Raw genomic sequence first — 22232 nt, 5'->3', positions numbered from 1 at the left:
GCCGGATGGATTGCCTGTCACTGTCGCAAACCGCTTATGATTCAACGTCGTACATGATCTGGTAGGGCCCATGGAGTCTGCTGTCGAACGCTACAAGCGGCTGGTTGCCGAAGCCCTTGCGCGTTATTTCCCCCGTACCACCGAATACCTGCGCGCCGAGCGCGAAGCGGCGCAGCCCAAGGCCGGCTCGCGCGGCAAGGCGAAGGGCAAGGCGAGGAACGAAACCAAGGCGCCGGCCAAGCGCGGCGCCAAGGCCAAAAAGGACGGCGCCGCGCTGGCGCCCAAGCGCCCGCGCACTCCGGCCGCTGCTGGCATCTACGGCACCGCCAGCGCGCCGGATGAGCAGCACGCCCTCGATATGCGCCAGCGCGTGGCCCAGGCCGCCGCCCACGGCATAGTCAGCCTGCCGTCGGACGAGCAGTGGGCGATGATCCTCGCGCCCGAGCCGCTGACCCGCATCTTCGCTGGCGCCGGTTCCGGCAAGTCCACCACGCTGGTTTTGCGTGTGGTCTACCTGCTCTGCCACTTAGGGATAGATGCCGAGAAGGTGACGGTGATTTCCTTCACCAACGCCTCCTGCGCACAGCTGCGCGAGCAGTTGGTGAAAGTGCTCGGCTACTGGGGCCATCCGCTCGATGCGGCGCAGGCGCGGCAGTGCGTGCGCACCTTCCACTCGGCCATGGGCACCCTGGCGAAAGTCGCGCTGAAGAACCCGCGCTGGTTCGAGCAACTGGACGATCGCGACCCCGCCAGCGAGCTGGACAACCCCTTGCTCGCCGGCCGCCTGCGCCCGGCGCAGCAGCGCCTGCTCAAGCAGGTCTACCAGCAGTGCTACGCCGACCAGCCGGCGTTCCGCGTTCTGGTGCACCAGTTGCTGGAACTGCCGCCACCGCCGGAAGCCGGCGAAGACGGCAAGCCGCCACGCATCGGCAAGGCGCCGCTGGATGCCTTCAAACTGGCCGGCGAATTCACCGCGCTGCCGCTGTTCGAGGCCTTCTACGCCCAGTCCGGCTTCATCGAGAGCATCGGCCTGCGCATTGACCAGTTGCAGCCATCGAGGCTCGCTTGCCCGCCACGCGAGCGCCAGTTCATCGAGGCGCTGCAACTGTTCTGGGCGGCCTTCGACGCTGCCTTGCAGGAGCAGGGCCTGCTGACCTTCAACCTGGCCTTCCAGCGCCTGACCGACCAACTCGGCGACGGCAAGCTGCCGGCCGAGGCCCTGGCACCGTTCCAGCACCTGCTGATCGACGAGTTCCAGGACGTCTCGCCGCAGATCGTGCAATGGCTGCAGGCGCTGCACCGCGACCTCGCCAAGCGCGGCGAAGCGGTCAGCCTGATGGCCATCGGGGATGACTGGCAGTCCATCTACGCCTGGCGCGGCAGCTCGCCGGAGCTGTTCATGGACTTCGACCGGCATTTTCCCAGCAAGGGCCGGCGCAAGAGCCGCGTGCTGCTGCTGGAAACCAACTACCGGAGCATCGACCCGGTGATCCGCGATGGCGAGCGGGTGCTGGCAGGCGTGGCCAACAAACAGGCCAAGACCTGTCGCGCGTTCAAGACGGCAGAGGCGGGCGACCACGGGGTGAAGCTGGTGCAGCGCTTCGATGCACGCAACAGCCTGCCGCTCCTGCTTGAAGAGATCCGCAAGCAATGCGAGCACGTTGCCGCGCGCGGCTCGCGGGAGAAGACCGCCGTGCTGCTGCTCAGCCGGCGCAATGAAACCCTGCAGACGATCCTCGGCGAGCTGGACCGCAAACTGCCGGTGAAGGGCATGACCATCCATCGCGCCAAGGGTCTGCAGGCGGAAGTGGCGATCATCGTCGACGACTGCGCGCCGCCGGAGAAACACCCGCTGCGCAGCGCGCTGTACGCGGCTTGCGGCTTCTTCACCAGCAGTTACGACCAGGCCCAGCACGACGAGCAGTTGCGCCTGGCCTACGTGGCGATCACCCGTGGCGTGAGCCGGGTGTTCTGGTTCACCCGCAAGGCCCAGGGGCCGACGGCGATCCTGGCGCTGCGGCGCAGCGTGGAAACCGTGCCGGCCTGAACCTGAACAGAGGGATCAGTCGTCGCGGGTAAGGACTTCCAGCAACTCGATCTCGAACAGCAGGTTAGAGTTGGGCTGGATGTGCGCGCCGACCTGGCGCTCACCGTAGGCCAGGTGCGCGGGCACGAAGAGCTTGCGTTTGCCGCCGACCTGCATGCCCATCAGGCCGATATCCCAGCCCTTGATGACGCGGCCGGTACCGATCACGCACTGGAACGGGCGGCCCTTGTCCCAGGACGAGTCGAAGACAGTGCCGTCTTCCAGCGTGCCCTTGTACTGGGTGGTGATCAGGGCGCCCTTGACCACGGCCTTGCCGTCGCCGACGACGATATCTTCGATCTGCAGTTCGCTGCTCATGGCGTTCTCCGGTGAGGCGGCTGCGGCACGAGCGCCGCGAGGGCGTGCGTTTTCGCAGGATTCGTCGCCAATGGCAAGCCGCGTGACTCAGGTGGCGAGGTTGCGCAACTGGCCCGTCGCCACGCCGATCAGCGTGCGCAGGCCCATGCCGAGGATGACGACCGTCGCGGCGGCCAGCAGGAACAGCGCCACACCATCGGTGAATGGCCCCGGCGCATGGCCGGCGTAGCGCAGCGCGCAACCGGCTGCCGCAGCCAGCGGGAAACCGACCGACCACCAGGCCAGGCGAAACGGGCAGTTGCGCGCCAGGTGGCGCAGGCGCCCGGCGAGCACCGCGAGCATGAACAGGCTGAGCATGTACAGCGCGCTGGCGAAGCGGTCGATCTCGCCGACGATGCTGACGTAGGCCGAAAAGCCTACGGCGAAGGGCGCCAGGAGAATCAGCAGGGAAGGCTGCAAGCCAACGCCGATGGGCTCCTCGAACAGCAGCCGCGACAGGATCAGGGTGAACAGCGGCACGGCGAAGAACAGCGCCACCGCGAGGGAAAAGAAGGCAAGGTCAGCGGCACCTGGCCATTGCAGCAGCGGCACCGCCAGCGGGATGTCCGCCAGCCCCACCACCGGGACTATCCAGGCCGGCGTGGCATGGGCGGCCTGCTGGCGTTGGCTGAGCCAGCGGGAAATGATCAGCCAGGCGAAGGGCAGCATGCCCGCCGTACCGATCAGCCAGGCTGCGCGCGCCAGCAGCAGGCTGTAATCGACCAGGGGAATGGGGAGCAGCAACAGGCTGATGAACAGCGTACCGAACAGGTTGCCGGCGATGGGATGGAGGAATTCGGCCTTCACCGCCTGCGGCCCGGTGACGGCCTTGATCGCATAGGCGATGCCGACGGCAACGAAAGCCAGCAGCGCCAGCAGACCGATGGCCTGGGACACCCAATGCGGCGCACCATAGACCAGCGTGGCCAGCTTCCAGGCGGAGGACAACCCCGCCAACCCCATGACCGAGCCGAACAGGGCGACCGGCAGATAGCCGAGTCGGCCTTCCTGGGCGGTCGCCTTGGGTGCGCCAAAGGCTGCGGCGGTGTCGATGTTGTCTGTCATGCGTGAATATTCCCCATCGGTACGCCGAGCAATCCGAACCCGGAGAGCCCGGATTCTGTCGTCGCACAGCGTAAACAGGATAGTTCCTACGACAATACCTCTGTGGATGAATAGCACCGCCAACTCAAACGGCCATTTCCCCGAGAATCCACTCACGGAAGGCTTTGACGCGCGGGTCGTCCACGCTGGCCTGCGGGTAGACCAGGTTGTAGGCGTAGTCCTCGGCAACCCGCACGCCCAGCTCGAACGGCTGCACCAGCAGGCCCTGTTCCAGCTCGCGGGCGACCATGGCGTGGTCGGCCAGCCCGACCGCGCCGCCTTCGAGCACCGCCTGCACCACGTGGCTGGTGTCCTCGAAGGTGACGCAGCCGCTGGCGTCGAAGTCTGCTACGCCGGCCGCCGCCATCCAGCGCGACCAGTCCGGCCAGGCCGCGCCTTCGGTCTCGCAGACTACATGGCACAGCGTGTGGGCCTGCAGATCGCGCGGCTCGCGCAGTGGCGGCCCGTCTTCCAGCAGGCTCGGGCAGCACACGGGGACTATCTGGGTATCGAACAGGCGCTCGGCCAGCAGGCCCGGATAGCGCCCGCTGCCGAAGCGGATGGCGAGGTCGATGTCGTCGACGGCAAAGTCGCGCAGCTCGTCGCTGACATCGAAGCTGAGCTTCAGCCCCGGATGCAGCGCGCGGAACTTTGGCAGGCGCGGTAGCAGCCAGTGGGTAGCGAAACGCGCTGTCAGCGAAACCCGCAGCTGTTCGGAGGTCCGCGATAGCCGACGCGCCCGCACAGTGGCGCGGTGCAACAGCCCGAGGGATTCCGCTGCCGCCTCCAGCAGCAGCGCGCCGCCGGGAGTGAGCTGGATGCTGCGGCTGGTGCGCACGAAAAGCACGAGACCGAGCTGGTCTTCCAGCTCCTTGATCTGGTGGCTGACCGCTGCTGGCGTCAGGCCGATTTCTTCCGCTGCGCGAGTGAAATTCAGGTGGCGGCCGGCGGCCTCGAAGGTGCGCAGGGAGCGGACGCCGGGAAATGAGCGGCTCATCGATCTTCAAATCCTGCTTGATGATCCGTCGAGAAATACTCGTTTCTCCTGGCTTTGTCAAAGGCCGATAGTGATTCCACTTGATGCTGGATATGCAGATATCCAGGCAGTGAAACACCGAGCAGAGGAAGCCAACGCCATGTCAGCCGCCATCCATCCCTACATCACCCAACGCAACGCCCAGCCCGCCAGCGCAGACGACCTCGCACCGCTGGCCTTCGCCGGCTACGCCCATTTCACTGCCATGCAGGTGCGTGGCGGCGGCATTCGCGGCCTGGACCTGCACCTGGAGCGCCTGCGCAATGCCTCGCAGCGGCTGTTCGGCCAGAGCCATGCCGACGGGGAAATCCGCGCGGCCCTGCGTACAGCGCTGGAACAGGCGCCGGCCGACACATCGCTGATGGCCACGGTGTACTCGTCCGCCGGGGAATTCACTGTCGCCGGCCCCGAGCACCGCCCCGAGCTGCTGGTACGTACCGCGCCACCATCGGATGGGCCGCAGGGCCCGCTGTCGCTGGCCATCGCCGGGCATGAGCGGGTGCTGCCGGAGATCAAGCACGTCGGCGAGATCGCCAAGACCTGGTACCTGCGCGAAGCGGTGGCTGCTGGCTTCGACGATGCAGTGTTCACCGACCACCGTGGCCGCTTCAGCGAAGCGACCATCTGGAACCTGGCGTTCTGGGACGGTGAAACGGTGATCTGGCCGCGTGGGAAGATGCTGACCGGCACCACCATGGGCATCCTCCAGCGCCAACTGGAGAAACTCGGTGCACGCCAGTCGTCGCTGAGCATCGATCAGCAGGACCTGCCGCGCCTGAGCGGCGCCGTGGTGATGAACTCCTGGACGCCGGCGGTGCCGGTGAGCCGCATCGGCGACGTGGAGATCCCCCCGGCGCCGGAGTTCGTCGAGTTGCTGCGCAGCGCCTTCGAAGCGGAGCCTCGGGTGAAACCCTGAAGGTGCGCAGAAAGGTAGGGCGGATAACCTGGAACAGGTTATCCGCCGGCCGGCCACTCGGCGGATAACGCTGTCGCGTTATGCGCCCTACGTACTGCGCAGCGCCTTCGAGGCCGAGCCGCGAGTTCAGCCTTGAGGAGCGTTTGAGGTTGGGCGGTTCGCGAGCAAGCTCGCTCCTACAAAAAGCCCCCGCGCTTTTCCCCTGTAGGAGCGAGCTTGCTCGCGAACAGTGAATCACTCCAGATGCGCGGCAAACCCACTGGCCTGAGGATTGATCTTCTCGCGCAGGGTCAGCGCGGGGATGTCGTAGTCGCCGCCGTTCTGCTGGCGGAAGGGGATGGGTGGGGTGGTCTGCAGGCTGTCCAGGCGCTCGCCCAGTTCCCGCTCGATCTGCGCGTAGCGCTGCGCGTCCACACGGCTGGTGCGATACACCAGGTAGGGCGGCAGCACGTCGAAACCGGGGTAGTGCAGCACGCCATGGTGGATCGGGAACAGCAGGTCGTCGATCGGCCCGTTGATGCCGCGCGCACTGTAGTGCGATTCCCAGCCGCCGGTGGTGACTACCAGCATGGCGCGCTTGCCGGCCAGGTTGCCTTCGCCGTAGCGGTCGCCCCAGCGGGCATCGGAGTGCTCGCCGACGCCATAGGCGAAGCCGTACGCATAGACCCGTTCGAACCAGCCCTTGAGAATCGCCGGCATGGTGAACCACCACAGCGGGAATTGCAGGATCACCGTGTCCGCCCAGCGCAGTTTTTCCTGCTCGGCGGCGATGTCAGTGCTCTGCCGGCCGGCGGCATAGGCGCGCTTGGAATCCAGTGACGGGTCGAAGCGCGCCTCGGGGTCGCGGTCGAGGCTGTCGGAGGCGTCCAGCGTGGCTTTCCAGTTCATCGCGTAGAGGTCCGAGACCTGCACCTCATGGCCGGCGGCTTGCAGGCGGCGCACGGCGAAATCCTTCAGCGATCCGTTGAGCGAGCGGGGTTCGGGGTGGGCGTAGACGATCAGTACGTTCATGGCGGCTGCATCCGTTGAGAGGGGGTGTGCGCAGGATGCGATTGCCGCAGGTATAGTAGAAATGAATATCCGGTATCCCAGGTATATGAATGAATAATCTGCGCAGGCTCGACCTCAACCTGCTGGTGACCCTGGACGTGCTGCTTTCCGAGCACAACGTGACCCGTGCGGCGGAGCGGCTGAACTTCTCGCAGCCATCGGTTAGCGTGCACCTGGCGAAGCTGCGCGATATCTTCGACGACCCGCTGCTGTTGCCCGGCCCGCGCGGCATGCGCCCGACGGCGCGGGCCGAATCCCTGCGCGAGCCATTGCGCATCGCCCTGGAGGCGCTGGAGCAGGCGGTGGCGCCGTCAGCACCTTTCGACCCGGCCCAGGCGGACAACACCTGGCACATTGCCGCGACCGACTACGGCGAATCCACCATCCTGCTGCCGGCGTTGAGTGCCATTCGCGGCAGCGCACCGGGCACACGTCTGGCCCTGCTGGAACTGTCGCCGCCGCGTGTCGCCCGGCAGGCGGAGCAGGGCGATATCGACCTGGCCTTCCACACCACCGAAGGCAGCCCGCCGGGCATGCGCCGCCGTACGCTGTTCACCGAACGCTATGTGCTGGCCGGCCGCGCCGGGCACCCGAAGCTCAAACGCAAGCCGACCCTGGCGCAGTTCTGCCGGCTGGAGCATGTGATGGTCTCGCCCGACGGCGGCGGCTTCAGCGGCGTGACCGACGAGGTGTTGGCAGCGGTGGGGCTGAGCCGGCGCGTGGCGCTGTCGGTGCCGCATTTCCTCTTCGTCATCTCGGCACTGGCCAGCAGCGACCTGGTGGCCATGGTGCCGGCGCGGTTGGTGCGGGATAACCCGGCGCTGCGCGTGGTGGAGGCACCGGTGGAGGTGCCGGGCTACGAGATGTCGATGCTCTGGGACGAGCGCTCGCACCGCGACCCGGCGCATCGGTGGTTGCGCGAGCAGATCGCCGAAGTGGTTTGACGACGGCGTCTGATGGTAGAAGCGCGCCGTGGGCACGATCGCGGGCATGGCCTAGGTGCCCGCACCTGCCTTACACGGGGCGACGGCGCGCTCGCAGCTAGTGCCGGTCGCTCTGGCGTGACAGCAACAGGTGCACCGTGGCGCAGCAGCCCTGTTCGGCCAGGTGGGAGACCTGCAGCTCGCCGCCGATGCTGTTGATCAGGTGCTGGGCGATGTTCAGGCTCAGGCTGTTGCGCGCCGGGTTGCGTGCCGGGTAGTCCATGGTCAGTTCGGAGAGGGAGTAGGCGCGCAGCTCGCGCCGCTTGGCGCTGGGGATGCCTTCCAGCGTCAGCCGTACGCCCAGCTGCTCCTGCTTCGGGCTGGCGGTGATTTTGAGCCGCACGCTGCCACTGTCGGTCAGGTCGATGACGTACAGGCCCAGGTGGCGCAGGGCTTCGCGCAGGGACTTGGCGTCGACCAGCACGGTTTGCCGCGAGCGGGCGTCGGTCTCCAGCTTCAACGGCAGGCGCTTCAGCTCGGCCTGCCGCTGCAGGACGCCAAGGACTTCGGCCGCCAGCTCGTCCAGCCGCGCAGGCAGCAACGGCACCTCGTCCTGCGCAATGAGCGCACGTTTGAGCGAAGCGCCATGCACCCGGAGCTCTTCGAGAATCGTCCGGGCCTGCTCAAGGTCCCCGGACCCGGGTTGCTCAAGGGTGTCGGCGAGTGCCTGGATGCGCTCGTTGAGGTGCGTGGTGGCACTGGTGAACAGGTTGGTCAGTTGCTGGTGCGCCAGTTCGCTGGCCTCGGCACGGCTGCGCAGTTCGTTGAGTTGGTCGTAGCGCTCGGTGATGTCGGTGCTGCAGCAGATCATCCCGAGCAGGTTGCCGTCGCCGTCGCGATAGGGCGTACCCCAGTGGTGCAACACGCGGCGCTCGCCGTGCACGGTGAGTTCGATGTCCTTGTTGAAGGATTGCTCGTCGGCGATGGCGCGCTGCAGGAAACGCAGCATGTTCTTCGCATCCGTGGGCGGGTACCAGTCCACATCGGTGGTGCGGGTGCCCAGCACGTCGTCGGGCTGCGCCTGGTACAGCTCCAGGTGCGCCGGGTTGGCGTACACCAGGCGCGCTTCGGTATCGCGAACGTAGAAGGCCGCCGGCAGACTCTCCACCATGGAGCGCCACATCGGCGCCTCGCCCGCTTCGGCTTCGCGGGAGTGGTGCTGGCTGGCCGGGGCCGCGAGGCGGTTGCGCCGGGCGAAGTCGATCAGTTCGAGCATGCTGGACAGGTTGAGCTTGCTGCGCATGCGCGCGCGGTAGGTGCTGACGGACTTGTCGCTGATGGTCAGCTCGCGGGCGATTTCCTGGTTGCTGTAGCCGCTGGCGAGCAGGCTGAGCACGCTCAGTTCGCGGTTGGACAGCGAGGCCACGCGCTCGGCGTCGTTCTCGTTGAGGCTGCCGCGGTGCACGCTGCCGAGCATCTCGGCGGGGAAGTAGCTGTGCCCGCGCAGGACCACGGCCAGGGCTTCCTTGAGCCGGTCGATGTCCTGGTGCTTGCTGACGAAGCCGGAGGCGCCCACCTGCAGGAAGCGGCCGACGTAGTGCTCCGAATCCTGCGTGTTGTAGCCCAGGATCGGCAGCGTCAGACCACGGGCGCGCAGCCGCGCGATGACATCCAGGCCGGTGAGTTGCGACAGGTCGATGTCGATGATCAGCAGGTCCGGCGACAGGCTGGTGGTCAGGCTCAGGGCTTCGATGCCGGTGTTCGCCTCGCCGACCACCACATGCCGCTCGGCCTGCAGCAGCATGCGCACGGCGTAGCGGGTCATCGGATGTTCGTCGGCGATCAGTATTCGCGCCATGTTTCCCCCCTGGGTTGGCGTTCACTCTAGGGTATGGCGATACCCGTCGTGTAATCATTTTCCTACAAAACGTGACTGGTTTTCGCATCCTCACTTTGAGCGGGCACGCAAACAATGGCGTCAATCACTTCCCCTCTAGGTGACTCACCATGGAACCCCTCACGCGTAGGCCCAACCTTTCCTACAGCCCTCTGGCACTGATCATCGCCGTGCTCATCGCCGCGCCGGCGATGGCGGCCGACTTCAATTCCCCGCAATCCTTCAGCGCCGCCAGTGCGTTGCCGCACGCGCTGGCGCAGTCGCGCGTCGAGGTCAGCAGCAACGGTCCGGCCATTAGCGTGCAGGGCACGGATTTCTCGCTGCAGGACGTGTTCGCGGGCAATACCGGCAGTGGCGGCGCGCTGGAAGTATTCGACAGCGCCACCGTGGACGCGGGCTCGCTCGAGGCGCAAACCCAGGGCAGCGATGCCCCGGCGCTGAGCGTGCATGACCAGGGCAGTGTGAGCCTGACCTCCGGCAGCAGTCTGACCACGCTGGGCTCCCGCAGCCCGGCCATCCAGGTCGACAACGGCACGCTGCTACTGAACGACTCCAGCGTCGTCACGCGCGGCCTCCTCAGTCCAGGGATCCACCTGGGCCAGCAATCCACCCTGCAGGTGCAGCGTTCAACCATCGAGACCTTCGCCATGACCAGCAGCGGCATCGTCGTTGAGGGCAACGCCCTGGCTGGCACCGTCACGGATTCGCAGATCCATACGCACCAGGCGGAAAGCGCCGGCGTGAGCCTCTCCGGCAGCGGCCCGCTGTCGCTGGTGAATACGCAAGTCCTCACCGACGCGATTGCTGGCGAGGGCGTGACGCTGCGCAACGCCAGCCGCGCCCAACTGAGCCAGGGCAGCAGCGTGCACACCCTGGGCGAGAATGCCGCCGCGCTGGTTTCCGCCTCCGGCTCGGCCATCCGCATGAGCGATGGCTCGATCTTCACCGAAGGCCGCCGGGCGTCGGGCGCCTGGGTGCGCCAGTCCAGCAGCATCGAGCTGGAACGCACCCAGCTGTTGAGCGTGGGCTCCGAGGCTGCGGCCCTGGAGATCGATGGCGACAGCCGCATCAGCGTACTGCAGGGCTCAGTGGCGAACGTCGATGGCAGCACCGCGCGCTTCATGGCCGGGCAGGGCGCTGGTCAACTGACGCTGACCGATACCCGGCTGACCGGGCACGATGCCCTGATCGAGACCTTGAATGGCAGCCATGGCCAGGTCAGCGCGCAAGGCAGCCAGCTGACCTCGGTGAATGGCCAGGCCTTCGTCATCCAACCGGACAGTACGTTGCAGGCCACCCTGAGCGGCACCACCGTCGATACGGCGACACTCGCCAGCGTCGCCGGCAACGGCCAATTCGACCTGACGGCGGACGGCAGTTCGCTGCGTGGCAACGCACAATTGCAGGAGCCGACCCGTGGCCGACTGGACCTCGACTTGCGCTCCAGCACCTGGCTGTTCGACGGCAACTCCTCGGTCGGCAACCTGAAACTGCAAGACACCACGGTGGCCTTCGGTGGCTCGGGCTACCAGGTGCTGACGGTCAATGGCGACCTCAGCGGCAACGGCCGCTTCCGCATGAAGACCGACCTTGCCAGCTCCCAGGGCGACCTGCTGTCGGTACAGGGGCAGGCGCAGGGCAGCCACGAGATTTTGGTGGCCGACAGTGGCCGGGATGCCCAGGGCGATCCGTTGAAGCTGGTGGGTACCGCGGGTGGCGCCGGGCAGTTCAGCCTGCTCGGCGGCCATGTGGACGCCGGTGCTTTCCGCTACAGCCTGCAGCGGCAGGGCAATGACTGGTACCTGGTGCAGTCGGGGCAAGTCGCGCCGATGACTGCCCTGACGCCCTCGATGCAGCCGCAGAAGGTGCCGCTGCCCAATGGCAGCAGTATTCCGATGACCGCGCTGAATCCTTCTCTCCCGCCGCAGAAGGTGCCGCTGCCCAATGGCAGCAGCATCCCGATGACCGCACTGAATCCTTCGCTCCCGCCGCAGAAGGTGCCGCTGCCCAACGGCAGCAGCATCCCGATGACGGCGCTGAATCCATCGATTCCGCCGCAAAGGATTCCAGCGCCCCAAGGCGCCAGTATTCCGATGACGGCGCAGAATCCGTCGATCCCGCCGCAGCCGGTGCCGCTTCCCCAGACCACCGCTGTCCCGATGACGGCGCTCACTCAGTCCCAGCCGCCGGTAACGGTTCCGTCCCAGCCCACCAGCCAGGCCATCCCGATGACCTCTCTGGTGCCGGCAACCCGCTCGCTCGGCCAGGCGCAGCGCCTGTCCAAGGGCGCCAACGCGGCGCTGGGCATGCAGACGGCGGCCGCCAACCTCTGGCAGAGCGAGCTGGGCACCCTGACCCGGCGGCTCGGCGAGCTGCGCCAGGGCCACGACCAGGGCGGCCTGTGGACCCGCACCGCGGGCGGCAAGTTGAACGTGGACAGCGGCGACAGCCGCGCCTTCGAGCAGAACATGAGCGGTGCCGAGGTCGGCGCCGATCGCGCCATCGAGCAGAGCGGGGGAACTCTCTATGTCGGCGGCATGCTCGGCATCGGCCATTCCGACCAGGACTTCGGTGAACACAGCTCCGGTGACCTCGACAGCCGCACTGTTGCCCTCTACGCCACCTATGTGCGCGAAGACGGCTGGTATCTCGACTCGGTGCTGAAGGTTGACCATCTGCGTGGCGAGGTGAAGGTGCCCACCAACCTGGGCAGCCAGGTACGCGGCCACTATGACTCCGACGCCTACGGCGCCAGCGTCGAACTGGGCCGCACGATCCAACTGGGCCAGGGCTGGTTCGTCGAACCCCAGGTGCAGCTAGCCGGCGCGCATCTGCAAGGGCCGCAGTACACCAGCAGCGACGGCCTGGAAGTCGACGGTGATGCCGTGGACTCCGTCCAGGCCCGCGCCGGTGGCCGCGCCGGACGCAACTGGCAGCTCGATTCGGGCATGCAGGTGCAGGGCTACTTCAGCGCCTCGGTGATCGATGAACTGGCCGGCGACAGCACGGTCAAGGTCAACGGCCATGCGCTGGACAACCAGCTACCGGGCTCACGCGCCGAACTGGGCGCGGGCGGCTCGCTGCTGGTGAGCACCCACCAGAAGCTGATGGTCGAAGCCCACTACGCCAATGGCCACGAGATCGAGCAGCCGCTGGCGCTGACCCTCGGCTACCGCTACCTCTGGTAGCGGACCATCCCGCTCGGGCGCACGCCGTGCGCCCTCTGGAGACCCATCATGAGTCGCGCTCGCATCGTCAGGACCGGCGTCATCGCCAGCCTGCTGGGTGTCGCTCTGGTCCTCACCGGCACCGGCTACCTGGCCTGGCACCTGGTCATGCAGCACACCGCTGAACGCCTGGAAACCCTGGCAAGACTCGCCTCAGAGCGGGCGGACAGCACCTTCGCCCAAGCCGCCGTAGCGCTCAGGGCACTGAACAGTTCGCCGCTGCCGCCGTGCTCCCTGGATGGCATCGAGCAGATGCGCCTGGTGGCCATCGACACGCTGGCGGTGAAGGCGGTGGGCTATGCCGAGGAAGAAGTCTTCGTCTGCAGCTCCTGGGGGGAGGTCGGTAGCGGTGCGCGTCGTTGGCCGGCGGAGTTTCGCACCCGCGAAGGCCTCGGCGTGTCGGTCAACGTGCCGCCCTTCGTGGCGCCGGCCAAGCCCATGCTGGCCTTGCAGGACGCCGCGTTCAATCTGCTGATCGACCCGGAACACTTCCTCGAGACCACCCTCGCGCCCGGCGTCAGCCTGGCGCTGGGCACGCCGACGGGCCATTGGCTGGGCGCACCCGCCGCCGCTTTCGCCCAGGTGCTCACGCGTATCCACAGCGAGCCGCATTCCGGGCTGCGGGGCGGCTACGTGTACACCCGGGTAGCCCACGGCAACTGGCAGACCGTCGCCGCCGTCAGCCGCCAGGAAATGCTCCGCGACCTTTGGCGCAATGTGCTGATGCTCGCACCATTGGGCCTGATGTTGTCCGGCCTGTGGTGCTGGGCGGTTTCCCGGCGCGTGGGCGCGCACCTGTCGCCCTTGGCTGTACTGAAACGGGCCGTGGCGAACGAAGCGTTCACCGCCTTCTATCAGCCCATCCTCGACCTGCGCGATGGCCGCTGCATCGGCGCCGAAGCCCTGGTGCGCTGGCGGCGCGCCGACGGTTCGGTGGCCATGCCCGACAGCTTTCTACCGCTGGCGGAATCCACAGGGCTGGTCGAATCGATCACCGCGCAGGTCATCTCCACCGTCTGCCGTGAGCTGGGCACCAGCCTCGCGTCGGGGCGGCTGCAGCATGTATCGATCAACCTGGCGGCCTTCGACGTGGTCAGCGGGTCCTTCCTCCCGCTGCTGACGGAAGCCCGGCAACAGGCGGGTATCGCCGCCGAGTGCATCTGGCTGGAAGTGACCGAAAGCTGTCTGTTGAACATCGACGCGGCGCACCGGACACTCACGCAAAGCCGCCAGGCAGGCCACCCGATTGCCCTGGACGACTTCGGTACCGGTTACTCCAGCCTGCAGTACCTGCGGCGCCTGCCGCTGGACCTGCTGAAGATCGACCGCTCCTTTGTCCAGGCGCTGTCGGCCGGTGCACCTTGTCCGGTCACCGACCACACTATCGCCATGGCGCGCCAGTTGAACCTGTTGCTGGTGGCCGAAGGTATCGAGACCGACGAGCAACTGCAGTACCTGCGCCAGCGCGGCGTGCAGTTCGGCCAGGGCTGGCTGTTCGGCAAGGCGATGCCGCTGGATGAATTCCTCGCTTTCGTGGCCAGCCATCACTGGCAGGCCGCTTCATGATTTTCCCAACCCTGACCATAGGATGAACACCATGAAAACTTCCCTCCTGCTCTGCTGCCTGCTGGGTGCCACGCCTGCATTTGCGCTGGCTGCCGATACCGTCACCACAGTGCCGGTGCACTTCACCAAGGGCGCCAGCAGCTCGGTCACCAAAGGCAGCTTCAAGGGCTATGACAGCGTCCTCTACACGCTGTCGGCCAAGGCCGGGCAACACATGAAGGTTGGCGTCACCGGCAGCAGCAACGCCAACTTCAACCTCTTCGCACCGGGCGACAAGCCAGGTGAATCGACCGCCCTGGGCGGCGGCTCGGTCGGCCAGGACTGGAGCGGCGCGCTGCCGGCCTCGGGGACCTACAGCGTGCAGGTGTACCAGACACGCGCCACCGCGCGGCGCGGCGAGAAGGTCAACTACAGCATCCACTTCGCCATCGAGTGATGCCGTAAGCGCTGCCAAGTGGGCGGCGCTGGGGCCTGCTACTCAGTACGCCGCTACCGAGCGCACGGCCTGGTAGTGGCTGGGTAGTTGCCCGTGGGTCCGCTTGAAGGTCTGCGAAAAGGCGCTCGGGCTCTGGTAGCCGTGCTCCAGCGCCACTTCCAGTACCGAGGCGCCGGCGATCAGCCGTTGCAGGCTGAGGACCATGCGCACGCGGGTGCGCCAGTCGCCGAAGTTCATCCCCAGTTCGCGCTGGAACAGCCGGGCAAGGGTGCGGCTGCTCATGTTCAGTTGCTGCGCCCAGTCCTCCATGCCGGTCTCGTCCGCCGGTGCGCCGATCACCGCGTTGCACAGCCGCAGCAGGCGCGGGTCGCGCGGCATGGCGAGGTGGATGCCGACCGTCTGCGCCGCGTCCATCTCCACCAGCAGCAGTTCATGCAGGCAGCGGCGGCGGTGCTCGTTGCCGTCACCGGCCTGCACCGCGCTGGCGGCAACCAGCAGTTCCCGCAGCAAGGGCGTTACCGCGATCAACTGGCACTGCTGGCCGCCCCGGGGCCAGGTGGATGCGGGCATGAACAAGGTACGCATGCGCACGTTGCCGAACATGCGGATCTGGTGCTCGGTGCCCGGCGGCACCCAGAGTGCGTGACCGGCCGGCACCACCCAGTTCCTCTGCGCTGCGCCCACCAGCATCACGCCGGAGAGCGAATGGATCAGTTGCGCCTGAGGGTGGCAGTGCGGCGGGATTTCTTCGCCATGCTGGTGGTCGTAGGCCAGCGCTTCGAGGGAGAGGGCACAGGTCATGGTGGGTTTCTTCCGGAGCAGCGAGGGTGGGGGAAGGGCATCACGGGCTCTCCAGATTGAAGCGGGAGAACAGTTTAGATTAAGGTATTGGGGGATTAATGGCGTTTAGTTGCAGGTATTTCTATAGATCAGCAATCGAGCGTCGTATAAGGCAATATTGCTGCAATAATGATTCCTGAGTGGATTCATCCGCGATACCCCCACGCTCGGGCTGCCGCAGGCATGGCGTGCTTTGGCAGATGGGTTGGTGCTCGGATCGTAGGGCGCATAACGCGCCAGCGTTATGCGCCTTGAGGCAAGCGGCGGATAACCCGTTCCGGGTTATCCGTCCTACGGTCCGCATAGGCGCATTTTTCGCTAAAGGAGCGCGCGTTCCTCGGGGCGCAGCGTCAGGACTTCGAATCCCTTGGCGGTGACCGCCACCGTGTGCTCGAACTGGGCGGAGAGCTTGCCGTCGAGGGTGACCACGGTCCATTCATCCGCCAGGGTTTTCACCCCGGAATGCCCCTGGTTGAGCATCGGTTCGATGGTGAAGGTCATGCCTTCCCTGAGCACCTGCCCGGTCCGTGGGCGGCCGAAGTGCAGCACTTGCGGCGGCTCGTGCATCTCGCGACCGATGCCGTGGCCGCAGTAGTCCTCGACCACGGTGTAGCCGTGTTGGCGGGCGTGCCGCTCGATGGCGTGGCCGATGTCGCCCAGGCGCGCGCCGGGCTTCACCGCGCGGATGCCTTTCCACAGGGCCTCGTAGGTGATTTCCACCAGCCGCCGGGCGGCGGGCGAGACGTTGCCGATCAGGTAGGTCTTGCTCGAATCGGCGATGAAGCCGTTCTTCTCCAGGGTGATGTCGAAGTTGACGATATCGCCGTCCTGCAGCCGGTCCGCCGCCGATGGCACGCCATGGCAGACCACCTGGTTAGGCGAGGAGTTGAGCACGTAGGCGAAGCCGTACTGGCCCTTGCTGGCCGGCCGCGCCTGCAGCTCATCGACGATGTAGCGCTCGACTCGGTCATTCACTTCCAGGGTGGTCATGCCTTGCAGCGGCAGGCTGTCGACGAAGCCGAAGACCCTTGCCAGTAGCCGACCCGATTCGGCCATCAGTGCCAGTTCCGCCGGGGTCTTGGTCACTTGGCGCCTCCCGCGGCGGGGTAGCTGACCCCGGCTTCCTGCAGTTCGCGGGTGACGATCTGGTTGTAGCTCAGGGTGGGTTCCAGCTCGCAGAGCATGCCGATCTTGATCCAGAACGCCGCCTGGGCGTTGATCGACCGGCAGGCCACGGAGCTGGCGCGGCGCAGCTGGTCGTGCAGGTCGTCGTCCAGGTTGATGATGCCCATGATTTTCTCGCCTCTCTCTGACGTAATTCGCTATGAAGCATAACAAAACATATATGCATCATATTGATCGAGGCGAGAGGATGCAAAGCCGGCGCTTCAGCCGGCCTTCGGGATGGGCTCGGCCAGCGGCTGGGCCAGGGCGATCGCGCCCTTGCCGGCCAGTTCCGCCAGTTGCTCGGTGGCCAGCCCCAGTTGCTCGGCCAGCACCTGCGCGGTGTCCTGGGCGAACATCGGCGGGGCCAGGCGGTAGGTTGGCGGCGAGGCAGAGAAGCGCGCCGGGTAGCCGAGCAGGGTGACTTGGGTGCCGTCCTGCCGGGTCAGGGTCTGCAACAGGCCACGGGCCTGTACCTGCGGATCGGCCAGGGCCTGCTGCAGGTTGTTGATCGGCCCGCCGGGCACGCCTGCCTTTTCCATGGCCGCCAGCAGATCGGCGGCGCGCCAGCCTCCGATGCTTTTCGCCAGTTCCACTTCCAGTTCGCGGCGGTGTTCGCTGCGGCCGGGGTTGCGGGTGAAGCGCGGGTCGCCGCCGAGGTCGTCACGGCCGAGCAGGCGGCACAGCGCCTGGAACTGCCCGTCGGAGCCACAGGCGACGAGGATGTAGTCGTCGCTGCAGGCGAAGTCGCGGTAGGGCACCACGTTGGGATGGGCGTTGCCCAGGCGTTGCGGCACCTGCCCGCTGACCAGGTGGTTCATCGCCTGGTTGGCCATCAGCGACAGCTGGCTGTCGAGCAGCGCGCAGTCGATGTGCTGGCCTTCGCCGCTGGTGTGGCGATGGTTCAGCGCGGCGAGGATCGAGATGGTCGCGTAGAGCCCGCAGAACAGGTCGCTGACTGGCAGGCCGACCTTCAGCGGCCCGGCGCCGGGCTCGTCGTCGCGGCGCCCGGTGATGCTCATCAGCCCGCTCATGCCCTGCACCAGGAAGTCGTAGCCGCCGCGCCCGGCGTAGGGGCCGGTCTGGCCGAAGCCGGTGACCGAGCAGTAGATCAGCTTCGGGTTGAGCGCCTTGAGCGCGGCATAGTCGAGGCCATAGCGGGCCAGGGTGCCGACCTTGTAGTTCTCCACCAGCACATCCGCCGAGGTGGCCAGGCGGCGCAGCAGTTCGGCGCCGTCGGGGTGGCCGAAGTCCACGGCGATGGCGCGCTTGTTGCGGTTGGCGCAGAAGTAGTAGGCGGCATCCCAGGTCGGGCTGCTGTCTTCGAGGAAGGGCGGGCCCCAGGTGCGGGTGTCGTCGCGGTGGGTGGGGCGTTCCACCTTGATCACCTCGGCGCCCAGGTCGCCGAGGATCTGCGTGGCCCAGGGCCCGGCAAGGACCCGCGAGAGGTCCAGGACGCGCAGACCGGAAAGCGCGCCCTGCGGGGTGGTTTGGCTATTGCTCATGCTTCTCTCCAATCCCTTTTGGGGCTTCAGTGCAGGTCTTTGCCACGGGTTTCGGGCATGCGCACGAAGGCCACCAGGGTGATCAGGGCCATGACCGAGACGTAGACCAGGAACCACTGTTCCTGGCCACGGCTCTGCAGCCAGGTCATCAGGTACGGTGTGGTACCGCCGAATATCGCTACCACCAGGTTGTACGGCAGGCCGATGCCCAGGGCGCGGATGTCGGTGCTGAACAGTTCCGACTTGATTGCCGGGGCGATGGCCGAATACAGCCCGTAGAGCAGCAGGCCGAACAGTTCGACGGCGAGGATCGAGGTGAACGAGGCGTTCATCGAGCGCACCACCGGGTACAGCAGCGCGGCGTAGCCCAGGGCGAAGACGATCAGCTGCGGGCGCCGGCCGATGCGGTCGGACAGCCAGCCGAACAGCGGCTGGGAAAGCATGAACACCACCAGCGCCAGGCTGCTGGCGGCATAGGCGGTGCCCGGCTCGACGCCCAGGGTGCGGATGGCGTGTACCGGCAGGTAGCTGACGAACAGGTAGAAGGCGAAGGCGCCGAGCAGGCTGATGCCCACCAGGCGTTTCACCGCTTCCGGGTGCTCGCGCCAGAGGGTGCGCAGCGGTTGCTCGAGACGCTGGCCGCGACGTTGTTCCTGGCCCTTGCGGAAGGCGGCGGTTTCTTCCACGCCGTGGCGAATCCAGAAGCCGGCGAGGCTGCCCAGGCCGCCGATGAAGAACGGAATGCGCCAGCCGAAGTCGATCAGTTGCTCACGGCTCAGCCACTGGCTCAGCACCCAGGCCAGGCCCGAGGCGAACAGCAGGCCGAGGGCGATACTGGCGAAAAAGAAGCCCGAGTACAGGCCGCGCTGGCTGGCCGGCGCGGACTCGGCGAGGAAGGTCGCGGCGGCGCCATACTCGCCGCCCACTGACAGCCCCTGGACCATGCGCGCCAACACCATCAGCAAGGGCGCGGCGACGCCGATGCTGGCGTAGGTGGGCATCAGGCTGATCAGCAGCGAAGGCAGCGCCATCATCAGGATGGTCAGGTTGAGCGCTGCCTTGCGCCCGGCGCGGTCATTGAAGATGCCGATCAGCCAGCCGCCCAGCGGGCGCATGGCAAAACCGATGGCGAACACCGCGAAGGAGGCGAGCAGGGCGGTGGTCTCGTTGTCCGAGGGGAAGAACTGGTGGCTGAAGTAGAGGGCGAAGGCGGTGTAGACCGTCCAGTCGTACCACTCCACGGTGTTGCCGACGCTGCCGGCGATGATGGTGCGCCAGGCGATGGGCCGGGCGCTGGCGGCCGCGCCCGATGAGGCGGCGCTGTGCGATTGGCTGAGAGTGTGGGCCATCGGTGTTCTCCCGTTGTGATTGTTATGAGAAGCACGGTTATGAGAGGCACGTTGCGAGGTGCCGCCCGCGGGCGGCACGCTTCAGGCGGCGGGCAGGTGACGGCGCAGGAAGGCCAGGCTGTCGCCGTTCTCCCGCAGGGCCGCGCGGCCGATCAGCGGCTGCCAGTACGCTTCGCTGCCGAAGTCCGCGCGCCAGGCATAGAGGCGCCGGGTGTAGAGCTGCAGGTCGCATTCCTCGGTGACGCCGATGGCGCCGAACACCGCATGGGCGATGTTGCAGATGCGCACCGCCGCGCTGCTGCAACGGGCTTTCGCCACCGCCGCCGGGATCGCCTGCGGCCAGGCAGGGCCGCGTAATGCCAGCTGCGCCGCCATGCGCGCGGCGAAGACTTCCTCGGCGAGTACACTGATCTGCTGCTGGATGGCCTGGAAGCCGCCGACCGGCTTGCCGAACTGCTGGCGGGTAGTGGCGTATTCCAGGGTGAGTTGCAGCACCCGCTCGGCGGCACCGGCAATCAGCGCCGCGCTGAAGGCGGCACCCAGGGCGCGCCAGTTGCGCTCCGTCGGCAGACGCTGGGCATCGTCGGGCAGGCTGGGCCAATACAGTTCCTCGGTGGCGCTGGCGTGGATACCATCCGCGCGGCGTTGCGCGCTTGCCATCGGCAACAGCCAAGCGCCTTCCACCAGCGCTGCCAGTACCCAGCGTGACTGCGCGGCAAACGGCACCGAAGGGCAACGCAGGCCGCTGCCATCGCGCTCGCCACGGGCCAGGGCAATGGGGCCGTCGGGCAGCGCGAGGCCGGCGTCGGCCAGTGCCAGGCGTGCCCACCAGGTGCTGGCGAGCGGCAGCGGCAGGGCCGCGCCACCGGCGGCGAACAGCAGGTGGCAGGCGGTTTCCGCGCTGGCTGCCGCGCCGCCAAGTTCCTCGGGTAGCAGCAGGTCGGCGAAGCCGTGCTCGGCCAGCGAGCGCCACAGCGCATCGGCGGGTTCGCCCAGGTCGATGAGGCGCACGCGCTCGGCGCTGACTTCGCCTTCCAGCCACTGGCCGAAGGCGTCGAGAATGAGGTTGTCGAGGCTCATGGAAGTTCCTATCGCAAGCCGAGGCCGCGGGCGATTACGCCGCGGAGGATTTCGCGGGTGCCGCCGCGCAGGGAGAACACCGGGGCCATGCGTTCCAGATAGGCCAGGGTGCGTTGCAGCAGGTGCGGGACGGCGGCGCCTTCCAGCGCACCCAGCAGGTCGCCGAGCAGGGTGGGGATGGACTGCTCGAAGCTGGTGCCCAGATCCTTCACCAGCGCCGCTTCCACCACCGGACTGCGGCCTTCGGCCAGTTGTGCGACGAGGCTGACCGACAGCGCGCGCAGCACCATCAGTTCACTCAGCAGTTGCCCCAGCAAACGCTCCTGGCCCGCTTGAGGCCGGGTACGCAGCCAGTCCAGCCAGGCATCGAGCAGGGCGATGCTGGAATAGATGCGTTCCGGCCCGCTGCGCTCGAAGGCCAGCTCGGCGGTGACCTGCTTCCAGCCTTCGCCTTCCTCGCCCACCAGTGCTTCGGCCGGCAATTGCACGTTGTCGAAGAACACTTCGCAGAAGTGCTCGGCGCCGGTGAGGTCGCGGATCGGGCGAATGTCCACGCCCGGCAGCGAGAGGTCGACCAGTACCTGCGACAGCCCGCGATGACGGTCCTGGGCGCTGCCGGAGGTGCGTACCAGGGCGATCATGTAGTGGCTGTGCTGGGCGTAGGTGGTCCAGATTTTCTGCCCGTTGAGCAGCCAGCCGCCGGCATTGGCTTCGGCGCGGGTGCGCACGCTGGCCAGGTCCGAGCCGGAGTTCGGCTCGCTCATGCCGATGCAGAAGAACTGCTCGCCCCGGCAGATCGCCGGCAGGTGCTGGCGCTTTTGCTCCTCGCTGCCGAAGCGCAGCAGCAACGGGCCGCTCTGGCGGTCGGCGATCCAGTGGGCAGCCACCGGGGCGCCGGCGCAGAGCAGCTCCTCCACCACCACGAAGCGCGCCAGTGGGTCGAGGCCGGCGCCGCCATACTCGCGCGGCAGGGTCAGGCCGACCCAGCCGCGTTCGGCCAGTGCGCGGCTGAAGTCGGCGTCGAAGCCTTGCCAGCTGCGCGCCCGCAGATCGGTGGGATAGTCCCGCAGGCGCTCGGCGAGGAAGCTGCGCAGTTCCTCGCGCAAGGCCTCGTGCCGCGCCGGCAGCGCGCGGAAATCGAGGGCTTCGAGCATCAGCCTTCTCCCCGTTCGGGGCGGCCGGCGAGCAGACGCTTGACCTGGTACTCCATCACCGTTTCCTCACGCTGGTTGAGCACGAAGACGCGGGAGGTGACCACGGCGCGGTTGTGCTTGGAGGTCGGGCGGACTTCCTCGATCTCCACCACGGCTTCCAGGGTGTCGCCTACGACCACCGGGCCGCGCACGCTCTTGTGCAGTTCCAGCAGGGCCAGGCCGGTGCCTTGCAGCATGGTCTGCATGAGGATGCCCTCGATCAGGCTGTAGCTCAGCGCGGCCGGCACCGGGCGGCCCTGGATGGCGCCGTTGAAGGTGCTGTCGATGAAGATCACTTCGGTCTGCCCGGTGACGCCGATGAAGCCGATCAGGTCGGCCTCGGTGACGGTCCGGCGGAAGGTACGGAAACGCTGGCCGGCTTCGATCTGCTGCCAGTAATAGCCTTGCCCGAGGGCGATTTCGTTGTGCGCCATGCAGCACTCTCCTGTTGGGATTGTTGTCGTCGAGTGGGGTCAGGCTATGGTCAGCGCTCGTACTCATCC

19 protein-coding genes are annotated in these 22232 nt (G+C 67.0%); 6 read left to right on the top strand and 13 right to left on the bottom strand.

The window, feature by feature from the left end; genetic code table 11:
• Positions 1–70 precede the first annotated feature (70 nt).
• Complete coding sequence (locus tag CTR55_RS03980; RefSeq protein ID WP_296284252.1) at positions 71–2047, top strand: DEAD/DEAH box helicase; 1977 nt, start codon at positions 71–73, stop codon at positions 2045–2047.
• A gap of 15 nt (positions 2048–2062) precedes the next feature.
• Here the strand turns inward: CTR55_RS03980 and CTR55_RS03975 are convergent, their stop codons facing one another.
• The 3 genes from CTR55_RS03975 to CTR55_RS03965 all read right to left on the bottom strand — a co-directional run bounded on the left by CTR55_RS03975 (position 2063) and on the right by CTR55_RS03965 (position 4544).
• Positions 2063–2404 (bottom strand): FKBP-type peptidyl-prolyl cis-trans isomerase, encoded by a 342-nt coding sequence (locus CTR55_RS03975; protein WP_138215642.1) that lies wholly within the window; start codon positions 2402–2404, stop codon positions 2063–2065.
• Positions 2405–2491: 87 nt separating this feature from the next.
• Positions 2492–3508, bottom strand: a complete 1017-nt coding sequence (locus CTR55_RS03970) for an SLAC1 anion channel family protein (protein WP_296284251.1) — start codon at positions 3506–3508, stop codon at positions 2492–2494.
• A 124-nt stretch (positions 3509–3632) separates the two neighbouring features.
• Complete coding sequence (locus CTR55_RS03965; RefSeq protein WP_296284250.1) at positions 3633–4544, bottom strand: LysR substrate-binding domain-containing protein; 912 nt, start codon at positions 4542–4544, stop codon at positions 3633–3635.
• 139 nt (positions 4545–4683) lie between these two features.
• Here CTR55_RS03965 and CTR55_RS03960 point away from each other — a divergent pair, with 139 nt between their 5' ends.
• Positions 4684–5499: an aminotransferase class IV family protein gene (locus CTR55_RS03960; protein ID WP_296284249.1), complete on the top strand. Its 816-nt coding sequence runs from the start codon at positions 4684–4686 to the stop codon at positions 5497–5499.
• A gap of 234 nt (positions 5500–5733) precedes the next feature.
• On the opposite strand, the gene CTR55_RS03955 is transcribed toward CTR55_RS03960, so the two are convergent.
• Positions 5734–6510 carry an NAD(P)H-dependent oxidoreductase gene (locus CTR55_RS03955; RefSeq protein ID WP_296284248.1) on the bottom strand — a complete coding sequence of 259 codons (777 nt, stop codon included), beginning with the start codon at positions 6508–6510 and terminating at the stop codon, positions 5734–5736.
• Positions 6511–6599: 89 nt separating this feature from the next.
• Between CTR55_RS03955 and CTR55_RS03950 the strand changes: the two genes are divergently transcribed.
• The gene (locus CTR55_RS03950) at positions 6600–7493 is read left to right on the top strand and encodes a LysR family transcriptional regulator (RefSeq protein WP_296284247.1); all 894 of its coding nucleotides are present in this window, start codon (positions 6600–6602) and stop codon (positions 7491–7493) included.
• A 97-nt stretch (positions 7494–7590) separates the two neighbouring features.
• On the opposite strand, the gene CTR55_RS03945 is transcribed toward CTR55_RS03950, so the two are convergent.
• Entirely contained in the window at positions 7591–9330 is a 1740-nt protein-coding gene (locus CTR55_RS03945; RefSeq protein WP_296284246.1) for a response regulator, read from the bottom strand.
• Between the two features lie 149 nt (positions 9331–9479).
• Here CTR55_RS03945 and CTR55_RS03940 point away from each other — a divergent pair, with 149 nt between their 5' ends.
• The 3 genes from CTR55_RS03940 to CTR55_RS03930 are packed head-to-tail and all read left to right on the top strand — an operon-like array spanning position 9480 to position 14598.
• On the top strand, positions 9480–12557 hold the full coding sequence (locus CTR55_RS03940) for an autotransporter outer membrane beta-barrel domain-containing protein (protein ID WP_296284245.1): 3078 nt from the start codon (positions 9480–9482) through the stop codon (positions 12555–12557).
• A 48-nt stretch (positions 12558–12605) separates the two neighbouring features.
• Entirely contained in the window at positions 12606–14162 is a 1557-nt protein-coding gene (locus CTR55_RS03935; protein ID WP_296284244.1) for an EAL domain-containing protein, read from the top strand.
• A 31-nt stretch (positions 14163–14193) separates the two neighbouring features.
• Entirely contained in the window at positions 14194–14598 is a 405-nt protein-coding gene (locus tag CTR55_RS03930) for a hypothetical protein (protein WP_296284243.1), read from the top strand.
• Between the two features lie 42 nt (positions 14599–14640).
• Here the strand turns inward: CTR55_RS03930 and CTR55_RS03925 are convergent, their stop codons facing one another.
• The 8 genes from CTR55_RS03925 to CTR55_RS03890 form a co-directional block, all read right to left on the bottom strand.
• Complete coding sequence (locus tag CTR55_RS03925; RefSeq protein ID WP_296284242.1) at positions 14641–15399, bottom strand: helix-turn-helix transcriptional regulator; 759 nt, start codon at positions 15397–15399, stop codon at positions 14641–14643.
• 357 nt (positions 15400–15756) lie between these two features.
• On the bottom strand, positions 15757–16524 hold the full coding sequence (map, locus tag CTR55_RS03920) for a type I methionyl aminopeptidase (RefSeq protein ID WP_296284241.1): 768 nt from the start codon (positions 16522–16524) through the stop codon (positions 15757–15759).
• The gene (locus CTR55_RS03915) at positions 16521–16730 is read right to left on the bottom strand and encodes a ParD-like family protein (protein ID WP_296284240.1); all 210 of its coding nucleotides are present in this window, start codon (positions 16728–16730) and stop codon (positions 16521–16523) included. The genes map and CTR55_RS03915 overlap by 4 nt, the downstream gene beginning before the upstream one ends.
• A gap of 96 nt (positions 16731–16826) precedes the next feature.
• Positions 16827–18107 carry a CaiB/BaiF CoA-transferase family protein gene (locus CTR55_RS03910; RefSeq protein WP_296284239.1) on the bottom strand — a complete coding sequence of 427 codons (1281 nt, stop codon included), beginning with the start codon at positions 18105–18107 and terminating at the stop codon, positions 16827–16829.
• 26 nt (positions 18108–18133) lie between these two features.
• Positions 18134–19456: an MFS transporter gene (locus CTR55_RS03905; RefSeq protein WP_296284238.1), complete on the bottom strand. Its 1323-nt coding sequence runs from the start codon at positions 19454–19456 to the stop codon at positions 18134–18136.
• Between the two features lie 81 nt (positions 19457–19537).
• Positions 19538–20536: an acyl-CoA dehydrogenase gene (locus CTR55_RS03900; RefSeq protein WP_296284237.1), complete on the bottom strand. Its 999-nt coding sequence runs from the start codon at positions 20534–20536 to the stop codon at positions 19538–19540.
• A gap of 8 nt (positions 20537–20544) precedes the next feature.
• On the bottom strand, positions 20545–21690 hold the full coding sequence (locus CTR55_RS03895) for an acyl-CoA dehydrogenase family protein (RefSeq protein WP_296284236.1): 1146 nt from the start codon (positions 21688–21690) through the stop codon (positions 20545–20547).
• Positions 21690–22163, bottom strand: coding sequence for a MaoC/PaaZ C-terminal domain-containing protein (locus CTR55_RS03890; protein ID WP_296284235.1), 474 nt, complete (start codon positions 22161–22163; stop codon positions 21690–21692). The genes CTR55_RS03895 and CTR55_RS03890 overlap by 1 nt, the downstream gene beginning before the upstream one ends.
• Positions 22164–22232 lie beyond the last annotated feature (69 nt).

Origin of the sequence: Pseudomonas sp., from assembly GCF_002796985.1 — a bacterium.
Taxonomy (GTDB): domain Bacteria; phylum Pseudomonadota; class Gammaproteobacteria; order Pseudomonadales; family Pseudomonadaceae; genus Pseudomonas.
The sequence above is the reverse complement of the archived record's forward strand: the minus strand, read 5'-3'. Positions and strand labels throughout refer to the sequence as shown.

What these genes read in the sequence shown, in the direction of transcription:
- CTR55_RS03980 (WP_296284252.1), top strand. Translation starts at nt 71, where the DNA reads ATGGAGTCTGCTGTCGAACGCTACAAGCGGCTGGTTGCCGAAGCCCTT.
- CTR55_RS03975 (WP_138215642.1), bottom strand. Translation starts at nt 2,404, where the DNA reads ATGAGCAGCGAACTGCAGATCGAAGATATCGTCGTCGGCGACGGCAAG.
- CTR55_RS03970 (WP_296284251.1), bottom strand. Translation starts at nt 3,508, where the DNA reads ATGACAGACAACATCGACACCGCCGCAGCCTTTGGCGCACCCAAGGCG.
- CTR55_RS03965 (WP_296284250.1), bottom strand. Translation starts at nt 4,544, where the DNA reads ATGAGCCGCTCATTTCCCGGCGTCCGCTCCCTGCGCACCTTCGAGGCC.
- CTR55_RS03960 (WP_296284249.1), top strand. Translation starts at nt 4,684, where the DNA reads ATGTCAGCCGCCATCCATCCCTACATCACCCAACGCAACGCCCAGCCC.
- CTR55_RS03955 (WP_296284248.1), bottom strand. Translation starts at nt 6,510, where the DNA reads ATGAACGTACTGATCGTCTACGCCCACCCCGAACCCCGCTCGCTCAAC.
- CTR55_RS03950 (WP_296284247.1), top strand. Translation starts at nt 6,600, where the DNA reads ATGAATAATCTGCGCAGGCTCGACCTCAACCTGCTGGTGACCCTGGAC.
- CTR55_RS03945 (WP_296284246.1), bottom strand. Translation starts at nt 9,330, where the DNA reads ATGGCGCGAATACTGATCGCCGACGAACATCCGATGACCCGCTACGCC.
- CTR55_RS03940 (WP_296284245.1), top strand. Translation starts at nt 9,480, where the DNA reads ATGGAACCCCTCACGCGTAGGCCCAACCTTTCCTACAGCCCTCTGGCA.
- CTR55_RS03935 (WP_296284244.1), top strand. Translation starts at nt 12,606, where the DNA reads ATGAGTCGCGCTCGCATCGTCAGGACCGGCGTCATCGCCAGCCTGCTG.
- CTR55_RS03930 (WP_296284243.1), top strand. Translation starts at nt 14,194, where the DNA reads ATGAAAACTTCCCTCCTGCTCTGCTGCCTGCTGGGTGCCACGCCTGCA.
- CTR55_RS03925 (WP_296284242.1), bottom strand. Translation starts at nt 15,399, where the DNA reads ATGACCTGTGCCCTCTCCCTCGAAGCGCTGGCCTACGACCACCAGCAT.
- CTR55_RS03915 (WP_296284240.1), bottom strand. Translation starts at nt 16,730, where the DNA reads ATGGGCATCATCAACCTGGACGACGACCTGCACGACCAGCTGCGCCGC.
- CTR55_RS03910 (WP_296284239.1), bottom strand. Translation starts at nt 18,107, where the DNA reads ATGAGCAATAGCCAAACCACCCCGCAGGGCGCGCTTTCCGGTCTGCGC.
- CTR55_RS03905 (WP_296284238.1), bottom strand. Translation starts at nt 19,456, where the DNA reads ATGGCCCACACTCTCAGCCAATCGCACAGCGCCGCCTCATCGGGCGCG.
- CTR55_RS03900 (WP_296284237.1), bottom strand. Translation starts at nt 20,536, where the DNA reads ATGAGCCTCGACAACCTCATTCTCGACGCCTTCGGCCAGTGGCTGGAA.
- CTR55_RS03895 (WP_296284236.1), bottom strand. Translation starts at nt 21,690, where the DNA reads ATGCTCGAAGCCCTCGATTTCCGCGCGCTGCCGGCGCGGCACGAGGCC.
- CTR55_RS03890 (WP_296284235.1), bottom strand. Translation starts at nt 22,163, where the DNA reads ATGGCGCACAACGAAATCGCCCTCGGGCAAGGCTATTACTGGCAGCAG.